Annotated in this window: 13 protein-coding genes; 10 read left to right on the top strand and 3 right to left on the bottom strand. The window is 65.1% G+C overall.

The genetic code is table 11. The features are described from left to right. Positions 1–205 precede the first annotated feature (205 nt). The 10 genes from fabD to FJ953_RS13895 all read left to right on the top strand — a co-directional run bounded on the left by fabD (position 206) and on the right by FJ953_RS13895 (position 11201). Positions 206–1147, top strand: coding sequence for an ACP S-malonyltransferase (fabD, locus tag FJ953_RS13850; protein WP_140517846.1), 942 nt, complete (start codon positions 206–208; stop codon positions 1145–1147). Between the two features lie 132 nt (positions 1148–1279). Beyond that, complete coding sequence (gene fabG, locus FJ953_RS13855; protein WP_140494457.1) at positions 1280–2017, top strand: 3-oxoacyl-[acyl-carrier-protein] reductase; 738 nt, start codon at positions 1280–1282, stop codon at positions 2015–2017. Positions 2018–2286: 269 nt separating this feature from the next. Next, a complete protein-coding gene (locus FJ953_RS13860; RefSeq protein WP_006203723.1) occupies positions 2287–2523 on the top strand; it encodes an acyl carrier protein in 237 nt (78 codons plus the stop codon). A 34-nt stretch (positions 2524–2557) separates the two neighbouring features. Then, positions 2558–3820 carry a beta-ketoacyl-ACP synthase II gene (gene fabF, locus FJ953_RS13865; protein ID WP_140494455.1) on the top strand — a complete coding sequence of 421 codons (1263 nt, stop codon included), beginning with the start codon at positions 2558–2560 and terminating at the stop codon, positions 3818–3820. Positions 3821–3922: 102 nt separating this feature from the next. Continuing rightward, positions 3923–5131 carry an endolytic transglycosylase MltG gene (gene mltG / locus FJ953_RS13870; protein ID WP_140624556.1) on the top strand — a complete coding sequence of 403 codons (1209 nt, stop codon included), beginning with the start codon at positions 3923–3925 and terminating at the stop codon, positions 5129–5131. 166 nt (positions 5132–5297) lie between these two features. Then, the gene (locus FJ953_RS13875; protein WP_140624557.1) at positions 5298–6188 is read left to right on the top strand and encodes a YicC/YloC family endoribonuclease; all 891 of its coding nucleotides are present in this window, start codon (positions 5298–5300) and stop codon (positions 6186–6188) included. Between the two features lie 3 nt (positions 6189–6191). Further along, on the top strand, positions 6192–6848 hold the full coding sequence (gene gmk, locus FJ953_RS13880; protein WP_140494448.1) for a guanylate kinase: 657 nt from the start codon (positions 6192–6194) through the stop codon (positions 6846–6848). Between the two features lie 227 nt (positions 6849–7075). Next, positions 7076–8452, top strand: a complete 1377-nt coding sequence (locus FJ953_RS13885; protein ID WP_140624558.1) for a cytochrome c — start codon at positions 7076–7078, stop codon at positions 8450–8452. Then, positions 8449–8952 carry a (2Fe-2S)-binding protein gene (locus FJ953_RS13890; RefSeq protein WP_140517851.1) on the top strand — a complete coding sequence of 168 codons (504 nt, stop codon included), beginning with the start codon at positions 8449–8451 and terminating at the stop codon, positions 8950–8952. The genes FJ953_RS13885 and FJ953_RS13890 overlap by 4 nt, the downstream gene beginning before the upstream one ends. Beyond that, positions 8952–11201 carry a molybdopterin cofactor-binding domain-containing protein gene (locus FJ953_RS13895; RefSeq protein WP_140624559.1) on the top strand — a complete coding sequence of 750 codons (2250 nt, stop codon included), beginning with the start codon at positions 8952–8954 and terminating at the stop codon, positions 11199–11201. The genes FJ953_RS13890 and FJ953_RS13895 overlap by 1 nt, the downstream gene beginning before the upstream one ends. 57 nt (positions 11202–11258) lie before the next feature. Here FJ953_RS13895 and rsmA read toward each other — a convergent pair whose 3' ends face one another. Genes rsmA through FJ953_RS13910 form a run of 3 tightly spaced genes read right to left on the bottom strand, consistent with a single transcriptional unit; the run spans position 11259 to position 14068 of the window. Further along, positions 11259–12095, bottom strand: a complete 837-nt coding sequence (gene rsmA / locus FJ953_RS13900; RefSeq protein ID WP_140517853.1) for a 16S rRNA (adenine(1518)-N(6)/adenine(1519)-N(6))-dimethyltransferase RsmA — start codon at positions 12093–12095, stop codon at positions 11259–11261. A 10-nt stretch (positions 12096–12105) separates the two neighbouring features. Continuing rightward, positions 12106–13122, bottom strand: coding sequence for a 4-hydroxythreonine-4-phosphate dehydrogenase PdxA (gene pdxA / locus FJ953_RS13905; protein ID WP_181171656.1), 1017 nt, complete (start codon positions 13120–13122; stop codon positions 12106–12108). Between the two features lie 13 nt (positions 13123–13135). Further along, complete coding sequence (locus FJ953_RS13910) at positions 13136–14068, bottom strand: peptidylprolyl isomerase (protein WP_181165136.1); 933 nt, start codon at positions 14066–14068, stop codon at positions 13136–13138. Between the last annotated feature and the right edge of the window lie 63 nt (positions 14069–14131).

Here is a 14131-nt window from a genome sequence, read left to right on the forward strand (position 1 = left end):
TGGCGGAAATAAGAAGAGCCAGCAAACGATTCGTGAGCGGTTTTCATCAGGAGTGATCGCCAAAAAGCCTTTTGGAACAGGCACTCGGCCGGCAAAGCTGCCAAGGGGCCGGGTCGAACCGGGCTTGACTTGGCAGGCCGCGTTGCGTCACAGGCAGGAAAATTCGTGTATCAGGCAAGCAGAACCGAGCTTTGGGAGCCCACACATGGCCGTTGCATTCACCTTTCCGGGACAAGGCAGCCAGGCTGTCGGCATGGGCAAGGACCTCGCCGATGCCTTCCCCGAGGCGCGTAGGGTTTTTAGCGAAGTCGACGACGCGCTCGGCGAAAACCTGTCGAAGCTGATCTGGGAAGGGCCGGAAGAGACGCTGACGCTCACCGCCAACGCGCAGCCGGCGCTGATGGCCGTATCGCTGGCCGCGATCAGGGCCTTGGAAGCGCGCGGCTTCTCGCTGAAGGACAAGATTACCTACGTCGCTGGCCATTCGCTGGGCGAATATTCGGCGCTTGCCGCCGCCGGCTTCGTCTCGGTTGCCGATGCCGCCAGGCTGCTGCGCATCCGCGGCAATGCCATGCAAGCGGCGGTGCCCGCCGGCGAAGGCGCCATGGCGGCGATCATCGGACTGGAGCAGGCCGATGTCGAAGCCGCCTGCGCCGAGGCTGCCAAAGGATCGGTCTGCCAGATCGCCAACGACAATGGCGGTGGCCAGCTGGTGATTTCCGGCGCCAAGGCAGCGGTCGAACTGGCTGCCAAACTGTGCACGGAAAAAGGCGCCAAGCGAGCGCTGATGCTGCAGGTCTCCGCGCCCTTCCATTCGGCGCTGATGGCGCCCGCCGCCGAGATCATGCGCGAAGCGCTGGCCGGGGTAACCAAGAACGCGCCTGTCGTGCCGCTCGTCTCCAATGTCACGGTCACTCCGACCAGCGATCCCGAAATCATTGCGCGCCGTCTGTTCGAACAGGTGATCGGCCGCGTGCGCTGGCGCGAGACGGTGGAGTGGTTCGGCGCGAACGGCGTCACCACGCTCTATGAAGTCGGCGCGGGAAAAGTGCTTTCAGGGCTGGCCCGGCGCATCAACCGCGAAATCGCCACGGCATCGGTCGGTTCCGCGGCCGAGGTCGAAACCGCACTGGCGGCGCTCGGGTGAGGCGCCGCGTGTGAATTTGATGGCGCGGCTTGTATCGCTGAAGATATTCCGTTGGTGATGGCAATCGGATACCCGCGAGACGTATACAGATAAGGTTGCTCGCTGAGCTTCCGAAACCAAAGAGGAAAACACATGTTCGAACTGACCGGCCGCAAGGCACTTGTCACCGGCGCGTCGGGAGGCATCGGCGAGGCGATCGCCAGGGTGCTGCATGCGCAAGGCGCCATCGTCGGCCTGCACGGCACGCGCGTCGAGAGACTGGAGGCGCTGGCCGCCGACCTGGGCGACCGGGTGAAGCTGTTTCCGGCCGACCTGTCGAACCGCGATGAGGTCAAGGCGCTCGGCCAGAAAGCGGAGGCCGATCTCGAGGGCGTCGACATCCTGGTCAACAATGCCGGCATCACCAAGGACGGGCTGTTCGTGCGGATGTCGGACGCCGACTGGGACAGCGTGCTCGAAGTCAATCTGACGGCCGTGTTCAGGCTGACGCGTGAGCTGACCCATCCGATGATGCGCCGTCGCCACGGCCGCATCATCAACATTACCTCGGTGGTCGGCGTCACCGGCAATCCCGGCCAGACCAACTACTGCGCCTCCAAGGCCGGCATGATCGGCTTTTCCAAATCGCTGGCGCAGGAGATCGCCACCCGCAGCATAACCGTCAACTGTGTCGCCCCGGGCTTCATCGAATCGGCGATGACCGACAAGCTCAACGACAAGCAGAAGGAGGCGATCATGGCCGCTATCCCGACGCGCCGCATGGGCACCAGCGCCGAAGTGGCGTCCGCCGTCGCTTATCTTGCCTCCAACGAGGCCGGCTACGTCACCGGCCAAACCATCCATGTGAACGGCGGCATGGCGATGATCTGATCGGGTCGGCCAAAGCATGCATTTCGGGCCGGGCCCGGGCATTCGCGGTGGCTTTGAGACGGCGACAGGCAACGCCTGGGCGGGCTGTGAAAAGCGACCATTTCGGCTTGGACGCCCACGATTTTTCGTGTAATGCGGCCCGCAACCCGGCGGTTCGGGCAAAAACCGGTCTGCGGCCATTGCGTTTCCGGCGGGACCATCTTTCAGCTTGATTAGCGGCATTCCGCCCGCTAACGAAGACAGACAACCAAAAGACGAGGATGCCCCAAATGAGTGACACCGCAGAGCGCGTCAAGAAGATTGTCATCGAGCACCTGGGCGTCGATGCCGACAAGGTGACGGAGCAGGCGAGCTTCATCGACGATCTGGGCGCCGACAGTCTCGACACGGTCGAACTCGTCATGGCGTTTGAAGAAGAATTCGGCGTCGAGATCCCCGATGACGCGGCTGAAACCATCCTGACGGTGGGCGATGCCGTGAAGTACATCGACAAGGCTTCGGCCTGACGCTTTCCGCAGTCATCACCGGGGAGGACCTGCGATGAGGCGTGTCGTCGTCACGGGCCTTGGGTTGCTGTCGCCGTTCGGCATGGGCTTCGAGCACAGCTGGAAGGAACTTCTGACCGGCCGCAGCGCCGCCAAGCGCATCACCGAGTTCGAGGTGGAGGATCTTGCCTGCAAGATCGCCCATGTCGTTCCGCGTGGTGACGGCAGCAACGCCACCTTCAATCCCGAGGCGGTGCTCGAGCCGAAGGAACTGCGCAAGATCGGCGACTTCATCCTGTACGGGATCGCAGCCGCCGACGAGGCGCTGAAGGATTCCGGCTGGCAGCCGAAGACCCATGCCGAGCAGTGCGCCACCGGCGTTCTGATCGGTTCGGGCATTGGCGGCATCGAAGGCATCGCCGAGAACGCGATGATCCTGAAGGAGCGCGGCCCGCGCCGCATCAGCCCCTTCTTCATCCCCGGCCAGATCATCAATCTCGTCTCCGGCCAGGTTTCGATCCGGCATGGGCTGAAAGGCCCCAACCATGCCGTCGTCACCGCTTGCTCGACCGGCGCGCATGCGATCGGCGACGCAGCCCGGCTGATCATCTGGGGCGATGCCGACGTCATGGTCGCCGGCGGCGCCGAAGCGCCGGTGACGCGACTGTCGATCGCTGGCTTCGCTGCCTGCCGTGCGCTGTCGACCGAGCGCAACGACGCGCCGCAAACGGCTTCGCGGCCCTATGACCGCGATCGCGACGGCTTCGTCATGGGCGAGGGCGCCGGCGTCGTCGTGCTTGAGGAACTCGAGCATGCCAAGGCGCGCGGCGCGAAGATCTATGCGGAAGTGACCGGCTACGGCCTGACCGGCGACGCCTATCACATCACCGCACCGGCTGAAGATGGCGACGGCGCATTCCGTTGCATGACGGCGGCGTTGAACCGGGCAAAGCTGACGCCCGCCGATGTCGATTACATCAACGCGCACGGCACTTCGACCATGGCCGACACGATCGAGCTCGGCGCTGTCGAGCGGCTGGTCGGCAATGCCGCATCGAAGATTTCGATGTCGTCGACCAAGTCGTCGATCGGCCATCTCCTCGGCGCGGCAGGGGCTGCCGAAGCGATCTTTTCGATCCTCGCCATCCGCGACAACATCGCGCCGGCGACCATCAACCTTGACAATCCGGAGCGTGAGACCGCGATCGACCTGGTGCCGAACAAGCCGCGTGCCCGCCAGATCGACGTGGCGTTGTCCAATTCCTTCGGCTTCGGCGGCACCAACGCTTCACTGGTCTTCCAGCGCTACAATGGCTGACCGTCCGCCTGCCGGACGGCGCTTCGGCGTGTCGTCAATTTTGCCATATTCGCCCCTACTCTGCCGCAGGGGATTCGTTGAGAGATCAAACGGTAGGGCGAAATGAACACAAATCCGGCCGGCAACGGAGAGTTCGGGCAAGGGCAGGCGACATCGGGGCCGATCGTACCGAAGACAGCCGCCGAAGCCTTGCGGCCGGAGGCCGGCACGCCGCCGCCGAAGCGCTCGCGTGCTTCGCGCAGTCAGGTCGTCGTGTTCATGAACTTCGTCATCTCCTTGGTGATGCTGATGGTTCTGGCGGCGGGTATCGCGCTTTACTTCGGCAAGCAGGAATTCACCGAGCCCGGCCCATCGGCCAATGGCGACACCTTCCTGGTCAAGCCGAACACCGGCGTCCAGGATATCGCCGACCAGCTCGAGCGGCGCGGCCTGATCAGCGACGCCCGCATATTCCGTCTTGGCGTTAGGGCCTTCGGCAATGATTCGGCGCTGAAGGCCGGCGAATACGAGATCAAGCCCAGGGCGTCCATGCGCGACATCATGGAATTGCTGAAGAGCGGCAAGTCGGTCATGTACTCGCTGACCATTCCCGAAGGTCTGACAGTCGAGCAGGCGCTGGCGCGCATCGCAGGCGAGCCCGCCCTGAGCGGCGACATGCCGGCCACCGTGCCTCCAGAGGGCAGTCTCGCCACCGATACGCTGCGCTTCACGCGCGGCGCCACGCGCCAGCAGATGATAGACAAGCTGCTGGCCGACCAGAAGAGGCTGGTCGAGGAGGTCTGGCAGCGGCGCGCCGCCGACCTGCCGCTCGCCAGCATTGACGAGTTCGTCACGCTGGCCTCGATCGTGGAGAAGGAAACAGGCAAGGGCGATGAGCGTTCTCGCGTCGCCGCGGTCTTCCTGAACCGGCTGGCCAAGGGCATGCGCCTGCAGTCCGATCCGACCATCATCTACGGCCTGTTCGGCGGCAAGGGCAAACCCGCCGACCGGCCGATCTATCAGTCGGACATCCAGAAGCCGACGCCCTACAACACCTATGTGATCAACGGCCTGCCGCCGACCCCTATCGCTAATCCCGGCCGCGCGGCGCTGGAGGCGGTAGCCAATCCATCAAAGACCGACGACCTCTATTTCGTTGCCGACGGCACTGGCGGACACGTCTTCGCCGCCACGCTTAACGAGCACAATGAGAACGTCGCGCGCTATCGAGCCCAGCAGAAGAAGCAAGTCGACGACGCGGCCAAGGCTGATGCCAAGGTGGAGGGGCAGACCGACGCGCCCATTGACGGCGACGGGGGGGCGGCCCAGTAGCGGCGCACGGTTTTCCAGCTCGTCCACGCTGTCGGTTGAAGCAGGAGCGTTTGGATTTATCGGGGCCTCGTAAGCCGATTGGCAGGCGGGCATTTCGGCTTTCTGAAGGTGCGCGAGGCCGGATCACGCAGTATCCGTAATACGCGCCAGGGGGTATGCAGGCACCATGAATTTGCAGAGCATGACCGGGTTTGCGCGTGCTGTCGCCGAGCATGACGGCACCTCGATTGCCTGGGAGGTCAAATCCGTCAACGGCAAGAGCGTCGAGGTGCGGCTGCGGCTGCCGCAGGGCTTCGAGCGGCTGGAGCCGGCCATCAGGCAGACGCTTCAGAAACGTTTCGCGCGCGGCAATTTTCAGGCGACGCTGACCATCACGCGCGCCGTCGGAATGCAGTCCCAGCCCGTTGTCAACGAGGCCTTCCTCAAGGACCTGGCCGGGCTCGCCAAGCGGATCGAGGAACAATTTGGTGTTGCTTCTGCGACCGCCGACGGATTGTTGTCGCTGCGCGGCGTGCTCGATATTCCCGAGACCACCGAAACCGAGGATGTGCGCACGGCGCTCGACAACGCCGTCATGGCGGCACTCGAGGTGGCGCTGGAGGGGCTGGAGCGGTCCCGCCAGGGTGAGGGCGCGGCACTTCGCACGCTTCTGCTGGGCCACATCGACGCCATCGAGGCGCTGACGCTGGGCGCTGAAGCGGATCCGTCGCGCGAACCGGCGGCCATCCGCGAGCGCCTCGCCGAACAGGTGCGGCTCTTGATGGATGCTTCGGCCAACCTCGATGTCGGCCGCTTGCACCAGGAAGCCGCCTTCCTCGCCACCAAGGCCGATATTCGCGAGGAGATCGACCGCTTGAAGACGCATGTGACGTCCGGTCGTGCATTGCTTTCCGGCGGCGGCGCCATCGGACGCAAGCTCGATTTTCTGGCACAGGAATTTAACCGCGAATCGAATACGCTGTGCTCAAAGTCGAACGCTGCCGCGGTCACCGCCATTGGACTGGAACTGAAGGCCGTGGTCGATCAGTTCCGTGAACAGGTCCAGAATCTGGAGTAGCCGATGGTCGCCAGGGATTTAGGGTCCCGCATTCGCCGCCGGGGCCTGATGCTCGTGCTGTCGTCGCCGTCGGGCGCCGGCAAGTCGACGATTGCGCGCAACCTTCTGGAGAGCGATTCCAGCCTCGAACTGTCGGTCTCCGTCACCACCAGGCCGCGCCGCGGCTCGGAGATCGAAGGCGTTCACTATCATTTCCGCACCATGCGCGAGTTCGAGCGGCTGCGCGATTCGGACGCCCTGCTCGAATGGGCGGAGGTGCATGGCAATTGCTACGCGACACCGCGCGAACCGGCGGAACTTGCGCTCGCTCAAGGGCGCGACATGCTGTTCGACATCGATTGGCAAGGCGCCCAGCAGCTCAAGGAGAAGATGCGCGCCGACATCGTCTCGATCTTCATCCTGCCGCCCTCGATGAAGGAGTTGAAGGCAAGACTGAAGCGCCGCGCCGAGGACCAGGAAGCGGTGATCGAGACGCGGCTGAAGAACGCGCGCAACGAGATCGAGCACTGGAAGGAATATGATTTCGTCATCGTCAACGATGATCTCGATCGCGCCTTCGCCGAAGTGCGCGGCATCGTTGTCGCCGAGCGGTTGCGGCGCGATCGTCGGCCCGGCTTGTTCGACTTCGTCTCGGGACTTTTGGACGAGAAGACGAGCTAGCCTTTCCTTTGCCCACGAAGATGGGCCGGCGGACAAGCCGAAGGCCGGCAGCACCAAACGATGTGCCCGGGCAGGTCGCGCCTGCAAGATGCGCTTTTCGGCGCCATAAATCAGACAATTGACGAAGAGGGCAGCGCCCCTAGTTTCTCCCGCACGAACGCGTCCGCGGCGCCGGTAACGGCCGGGGCGGCAGCGTTTCAGCGTACCGCCATGAGGGAGAGCAGATCTTGAAACGCTTCTGGCTGGGCGTTCTTGCCATCATCATTGTCTGCGGCGCCGGATTTTTCGCCTATGCCTGGAAGCCGGCAATCGATCCTGTCGAGCCGCCGCAACGATCGTCGTTCGACCCGGCGTTGATCGAGAAAGGCGCTGTGCTGGCCTCGGTCGGCAATTGCACCTCCTGCCACACCAGGCCCGGTGAAAAGTCCTTTGCCGGCGGGCTCGCCGTGCCGACGCCGTTCGGCACCATCTATTCGACCAACATCACGCCAGATCCGCAGACCGGCATAGGCCGCTGGTCGCAGGCAGCCTTCAACCGCGCCATGCGCGAAGGCGTCGACCGCGAGGGCAGGCATCTCTACCCGGCCTTCCCATTCGATCATTTCACGCGTGTCTCCGATGAGGACAACCGCGCGCTCTACGCCTATCTGATGACGCGCCAGCCGGTGAACAACCGGCCGCCTCCGAACGAGTTGCCTTTCCCGCTCGATATGCGCCTGGTGCTGGCCGGCTGGAAGCTGCTGTTCTTCGACAGGGGCGCCTATCAAAACGATGCTTCACAAAGCGCGCAGTGGAACCGCGGCGCCTATCTGGTCGATGGGCTCGGGCATTGCGGCGCCTGCCACACGCCGCGCAATCGGTTCGGCGCGGAAGAGAAGGGTTCGCACATGGCCGGCGGCGAGGCGGAAGGCTGGACGGCATTTGCGCTCGACGGCACTTCACCGGCGCCGATACCATGGACGCATGACAGCCTGTTTGCCTATCTCAGGCAAGGCTGGCATGCCGACCACGGCGTCGCCAATGGCCCGATGGGCGAAGTGACGGGCAATCTCGGCCGGCTTCCCGATGCCGACATCGACGCCATGGCCACTTACGTCATGTCGCTCATGGGCGAACCATCCGCCGAACGGACGGCAGCCGCGCAGGCCATCCGCGGCCGCGCCGCGGCCGACCCGGCGTCCACCGCCGCCGTGGTGCCGACATCCGCCGATACGCCGGCGGCGCGTGGAGCCGTCATCTACCAGGCCGCATGCGCCACCTGCCACGACGGCGGCCGTCCGCCGCCTTTTGGCGGTATCAATTTCCATCTGTCGAGCGCGGTCAACGCGCCAGATCCGCAGAACGTCATCAACACCGTGCTGTTCGGCCTGCCGGCGGCGGGTGGACGCCCGAGCGCGATCATGCCGGGATTCGCGGCGACGCTGAAGGACGACCAGGTAAACGACTTGCTGGCCTATCTGCGCGATGCCTTTGCCGGCAAGCCGGCCTGGCAGGATGCGGCCGCCAGGATCGCCGACACCAGGAGCGGAAAATACCAGGTCAGCGTCCGGCCCTCGGACGGCATCGAGCGCGGCCCGGACAATGTAGGAGCGAAGGACAGATGATCAATCTCAATGTCAACGGCACCTCCCACGACGTCGACGTCGATCCCGCGACGCCGCTGCTTTACGTGCTGCGCAACGATTTGAAGCTGAACGGCGCCAAGTTCGGCTGCGGCCTTGGCCAATGCGGCGCCTGCACGGTGATGGTCGACGGCAAGCCCGTCTTCTCCTGCCTGACGCCAGCGATGCTGGTGGAGGGCCGCGAGGTCAAGACGGTCGAAGGTTTGGGCACGATCGAGAACCCCGGCCCGATGCAGAAAGCGTTCATCGAGGAGCAGGCGGCGCAATGCGGTTATTGCATCGCCGGCATGATGATGCGGGCGCAAGCGCTGCTCGAGGCCAAACCCGATGCCGGTGAGGCCGATATCAGGCAGGCGCTGGAACCCAACCTCTGCCGCTGTGGCACCCATATACGCATCCTGCGGGCCGTGAGCCGCGCGCGCGACCTGATGAAATCGAAATCGGCTGGCTTGGCGCCGGCTGCGGCCGCGGGGAGGGCATGATGAACGCGCCAACCTTTCCCGAGCTGACACGACGCGGCTTTCTCGCCGGAACCGGCGCGCTGGTCGTGTCCTTCACCATTCCCGTGCAGGCTCAGGAGGCGGCGCCCTCGGCACAGACGCCCGCGACGCCGGCCCCGGCCAAGAAACTGCCGGGCAGCCTTGCCGATACCCCCTCGCTCGACGCCTGGATCAGGTTGGATGCCGACGGTTCGATCACCGTCTTCACCGGCAAGGCCGAACTCGGTCAAGGCACCAGGACGTCGCTACGCCAGATCGCCGCCGAAGAACTGGAGGTCGAGCCGGCTTCCATCAAGCTCATCACCGCCGACACCGCGCTGACTCCTAACGAAGGCTATACCGCCGGCAGCCAGACGATCCAGAACAGCGGCACCGCCATACGCTACGCCTCGGCACAGGTGCGCCAGATCCTTATCGCCAAGGCCAGCGAAAAGCTCGGCGTTCCGGCCGACCAGCTCAAGGCGGCAAGCGGTAGGATCACCGGGTCGGACGGGAAGTCCGTGGGCTATGGCGAACTCGTGGTGGCGGATTTGCTGCATGTGGACGCATCGGCCGACACGGCGCTGAAATCGCCGGACAGTTATCACGCGATCGGCAAGCCGTTCGCCCGCGTCGATATTCCGGCAAAGGTGACGGGCGGCGAGGCCTACGTCCAGGACATGCGGCTTCCCGGCATGGTGCATGCCCGCGTCGTTCGCCCACCAAGCTATTTGGCCAAGCTCGTCAGCGTCGACGAGGCCGCCATCAAGACGATGCCCGGCGTGCTGGCGGTAATCCGCGACGGCGACTTCCTGGCCGTGGTGGCCAAGCAGGAATTCCAGGCGGTCCAGGCCATGCGCGCCATGGCCGCCAAGGCGAAGTGGCAGGAGCAGCCGGTCTTGCCGGACCAGGACAATATCCCCGCCTTCCTCGAACGCTCGGTCGCCGAGGTCGGCACCGTGACTTCGGTCGGCGCGGAAACGGCAGCCGGCGCAAAGACGCTGCAGGCGCAGTTCACCCGCGCCTACCAGATGCATGGGTCGATCGGCCCTTCCGCTGCCGTTGCCCTGTCGGACAAGGGCCTCATCACGGTGTGGACGCACACGCAAGGCGTCTATCCAGACCGCAAGGCGATCGCCGAGATGCTCGGCGTCGGGCCGGAAAAGGTGCGCTGCATCCACACCGAGGGATCAGGCTGCTACGGCCACAATGGTGCCGACGACGCGGCGGCCGACGCCGCGCTGATCGCGCAGGCGCTGCCCGGCACGCCGGTGCGCGTGCAGTGGATGCGCGATCAGGAGCATTTGTGGGAGCCCTATGGCCCTGGCATGCTGACGCGCGCCAGCGCAACGCTCGACGCCGGCGGCAAGATCGTCAACTGGCACTATGATCTGTGGAGCAACAGTCACGGCACGCGGCCGGGAACGGCAGGTTCGCTGATCGCCGGCCGGCTGGTGGCGAAGCATTTCCCGCCCGATCCGGCCAAGCTGCAGATCTCGCCGCTCGGCAATGGCGACCGCAACGCCATCCCGCTATACGACGTGCCGAACCAGCGGGTGAACTGGCATTTCGTCGCCGACATGCCGGTGCGCGTCTCGTCGCTGCGCGGTCTCGGCGCCTACTGCAACGTCTTCTCGATCGAAAGCTTCATGGACGAGCTGGCGCTCGCGGCCGGCGCCGACCCGGTGGAATACCGGCTGAGGCACATGAAGGACCCGCGCGCCAGGAAGGTGATCGAGGTTGCGGCTCAAAAATTCGGCTGGAGCAATGATCCTATGCCGGAGGGCCGCGGTCGGGGGTTCGCCTTCGCCAAGTACAAGAACCACGCCGCCTATCTCGCGGTCGCGCTTGAAGCGGAGGTCGATCGCGACAGCGGTGCCATCGCCATCTCGCATGTGGTCTCGGCAGTCGACTGCGGCGAAGCGGTGGCGCCGGATTCGATCGTCAACCAGACCGAAGGCGGTATCCTGCAGTCAATGAGCTGGACGCTCTACGAGGCCGTCCATTTCGACGACACCCGCATCCTGAGCGCGGATTGGTCGGCCTATCCGATCCTGCGCTTCAGCGCCGTTCCCGACAGCGTGGAAGTGCATGTCGTCGACAATCCCGGCACGCCCTATCTCGGCGTCGCGGAAGCAGCGCAGGGCCCGACCGCCGGCGCGATCGCCAACGCCTTCCGCCATGCGGCGGGAAAACGCATTTATGACCTGCCCTACACGCGCGAGCGCGTTAAAGCGGTGTTGGGCGTGTAGTTCGAAGCATGCGCTCGACAAGGACCGGATTGCTCTGCGCTTCCACGGCCGGCGGCATTACACCGCATTGGTCAGCCGCACGAACTCCTCGACATCGAGCGTCTCGGCGCGCCGGGTCGGGTCGATCCCGGCGCGTTCGAGCAGGGTCTCGCCGCCGAGGCTCTTCACGCTCTGCCGCAGCATCTTTCGGCGCTGGCCGAAGGCGGCTTCCGTGACGCGGCCGAGTTTTTTCACGTCGGCGCATAGCGGTGTCACACGCGGCTCGAGATGGACCACGGAGGAGGTCACCTTGGGCGGCGGTGTGAACGCCTGGGGCGGCACGTCGAACGCTATCCTGGCCTGCGTGCGCCACCCCGCCAGCACGCCGAGCCTGCCATAGGCCTCGCTGCCAGGCGCGGCGACGATACGCTGGGCCACCTCACGCTGGAACATCAGGGTCATCGAGGCATAGAAGGGAGGCCAATCCGCGACGGTCAGCCAGCGGACCAGCAGTTCCGTGCCGATATTGTAGGGCAGGTTGGCCACGATCCTGACCGGACCGCCGTCTCCGGCGGTCGCGGCAAGCGTCGGGAAGTCGATCTTCAGAGCGTCGCCGGAAACGACCTCCAGCCGTCCGGGATAATGGGCCGATATCTCGGCGAGGGCCGCCAGGCAGCGTTCGTCGCGCTCGATGGCGACGACCTTGCGCGCGCCGTTGAAAAGCAGGGCCCTTGTCAACCCGCCAGGGCCGGGGCCGACCTCGATTACGGTCGTCTCCGCCAGGCTGCCGGCGGCGCGCGCTATCTTGCCGGTCAGGTTGAGGTCGAACAGAAAATTCTGGCCCAGTGCCTTCTTTGCCTGCAAACCGTGGCGCTCGATGACCTCGCGCAGCGGCGGCAGCCCATCCATGCTCATGAGTTGAGCCTCATTGCGTGACAAATTTGGCGTCGGTGTCGGCCAGCTGCCGTGCAAGCCGCAGCGCCGCCATCAGGCTGTCGGGCCGGGCGATGCCCTTGCCGGCGATATCGAAGGCGGTGCCGTGGTCGGGCGAGGTGCGGATAAAGGGCAGGCCGAGCGTGACATTGACCGCCTCGTCGAAGGCCAGCGCCTTGGCCGGTATCAGCGCCTGGTCGTGATACATGCACAGCGCCACGTCGTAGCCGGCCCGGGCCCGGGCATGGAACAAGGTATCCGCGGGCAACGGCCCAAACGCGTCGATGCCCTCGGCTCGCAGGATCTCGATTGCCGGTCGGATGATGCGCTGGTCCTCCAGGCCCATGGAGCCATCCTCGCCCGCATGCGGGTTGAGGCCGGCGATGGCGAGCCGTGGGTTGGCGATGCCAAAGCGGTCCCTGAGGTCGGCGGCGGTGACCCGCGTCGTGGCGAGGATCAGGTCTGTGGTCAGCGCCTTCGGCACTTCGGCCAGCGCGATGTGAATGGTGACGGGAACGGTGCGCAGGTCGGGGCCTGCCAGCATCATCACCGGCATCGCTTCCACGCCGCTGTGGCGCGCCGCCAGATACGCCAGATATTCGGTGTGGCCGGGAAAGCGGAAGCCGGCGTCGTAGAGCGGCTTCTTGGCGATCGGGCAGGTGACGACGGCCGCGGCGTCGCCGGCGAGGCTGGCGGCCACCGCCCGATCGATCGCTTCGATGATGCCCGCCGCGTTGGCCGGGTCCGGCTGGCCGGGGCTGTCGATGAAGCGGGCAGCCAGCGTAACGACCGGCAGTGCGTGGCCAAAGACCTCGGTTGCCTGCGCTGGCGTCGTTTCCTCGATAGGCAGCGAAACGCCGAGGCGGCGCGCCCGCGAGGCGATCAGCGCGGGATCGGCGAGGAGATAGAAGGGCGGAAGGGCTGCGGCTGTACGCGCCAGAAACGCGGCAATCGCGATTTCCGGCCCGATGCCGGATGGATCGCCGACGCTCAACGCCAGCGCGCGCATCGCCCTGTCCACCTCAGCGCTTGACTATGCGGGCTTTTGCCTTCAGCTCGTCGACATATTTCTTGCTGAGATCGTCGGCCGCCTTGTCGTTGGAGCCTTCGCTCTGGAACACCATCTGGGCGACCTTGTCGTCGGACACCTCGCGCGACGAACAGATGCCGATGAACTCGACACCGCGCTCCGTTTGGCGGGTAGGCGTGGCGCCGCCAACCTTGGTGGCCTTGATCTGCTCGGCCCAGTCCGGCGGCAGTTGCGGCGCCAGCACCCGGCCGAGATCGCGAACCGTGACGTCGATCAGGCCCTTGGCGAACTGCCGCGTCGTGTTGCAGCCATTGAAGCGGGCACGCATGGCGTCGGCTTCGCGCTTGCGCTTGCCCAGCGTCGCGCTGCGTTCGGCCGCCGGCACGACGAAGATGACCTGCTGGAGCATGTATTCAGTGGCGCTCGGCTTGGAGCCGCCCTTGTCGAGCATGCGCCTGACCGCGTCCTGCTCGGTCACGCTGCCGCCCTCGCCGGAACGGTACCGCGCGCTCAAGGCCTGATTCCAGGCCATCTGGGCGCGGATGAACTCTTTGAAATGGCCCTTGCTGACGCCGGACTTTTCCATGACGCCGTCGAGCTGGCTGAGCTGCATCTTGTTGCTCGAGGCAAAGCGCTGGTACGCGGCCTCGACCTGCGCGTCGCTGATGTGAATCCCAAGCCGTCTGGCTTCGGCCATGCGCAAGGTCTGATCGATCATTTCCTGGCCGGCGTCGCCCTTCTTGCGCTGCAGCTTGAGGAAGGCGGCGCGATGCGCGATGTCGCCGCTGGTGATCGGTATGTCGTTGACGACGTACTTGATCTCGCTGGCGAAAGCCGGCGGCGTGATGACGGTCATCGACACGGATGTCGCCACCACAAGCAGCGCCAACCCTGCTGAAAAGAGGTATTTCCTCATCGCAAACATCCCAATTCTATCCCGGTCCCGCCCAACTTCATCCTTCTTCGGGGTTTGTGAAGTCCCTGCCAG

Origin of the sequence: Mesorhizobium sp. B2-3-6, assembly GCF_006442305.1 — a bacterium.
Taxonomy (GTDB): Bacteria; Pseudomonadota; Alphaproteobacteria; order Rhizobiales; family Rhizobiaceae; genus Mesorhizobium.

Coding starts and splice junctions, on each gene's coding strand:
- FJ953_RS13895 (WP_140624559.1), top strand. CDS start 8,952: ATGAACGCGCCAACCTTTCCCGAGCTGACACGACGCGGCTTTCTCGCC.
- rsmA (WP_140517853.1), bottom strand. CDS start 12,095: ATGAGCATGGATGGGCTGCCGCCGCTGCGCGAGGTCATCGAGCGCCAC.
- FJ953_RS13860 (WP_006203723.1), top strand. CDS start 2,287: ATGAGTGACACCGCAGAGCGCGTCAAGAAGATTGTCATCGAGCACCTG.
- FJ953_RS13875 (WP_140624557.1), top strand. CDS start 5,298: ATGAATTTGCAGAGCATGACCGGGTTTGCGCGTGCTGTCGCCGAGCAT.
- FJ953_RS13890 (WP_140517851.1), top strand. CDS start 8,449: ATGATCAATCTCAATGTCAACGGCACCTCCCACGACGTCGACGTCGAT.
- fabD (WP_140517846.1), top strand. CDS start 206: ATGGCCGTTGCATTCACCTTTCCGGGACAAGGCAGCCAGGCTGTCGGC.
- gmk (WP_140494448.1), top strand. CDS start 6,192: ATGGTCGCCAGGGATTTAGGGTCCCGCATTCGCCGCCGGGGCCTGATG.
- fabF (WP_140494455.1), top strand. CDS start 2,558: ATGAGGCGTGTCGTCGTCACGGGCCTTGGGTTGCTGTCGCCGTTCGGC.
- FJ953_RS13910 (WP_181165136.1), bottom strand. CDS start 14,068: ATGTTTGCGATGAGGAAATACCTCTTTTCAGCAGGGTTGGCGCTGCTT.
- mltG (WP_140624556.1), top strand. CDS start 3,923: ATGAACACAAATCCGGCCGGCAACGGAGAGTTCGGGCAAGGGCAGGCG.
- fabG (WP_140494457.1), top strand. CDS start 1,280: ATGTTCGAACTGACCGGCCGCAAGGCACTTGTCACCGGCGCGTCGGGA.
- pdxA (WP_181171656.1), bottom strand. CDS start 13,122: ATGCGCGCGCTGGCGTTGAGCGTCGGCGATCCATCCGGCATCGGGCCG.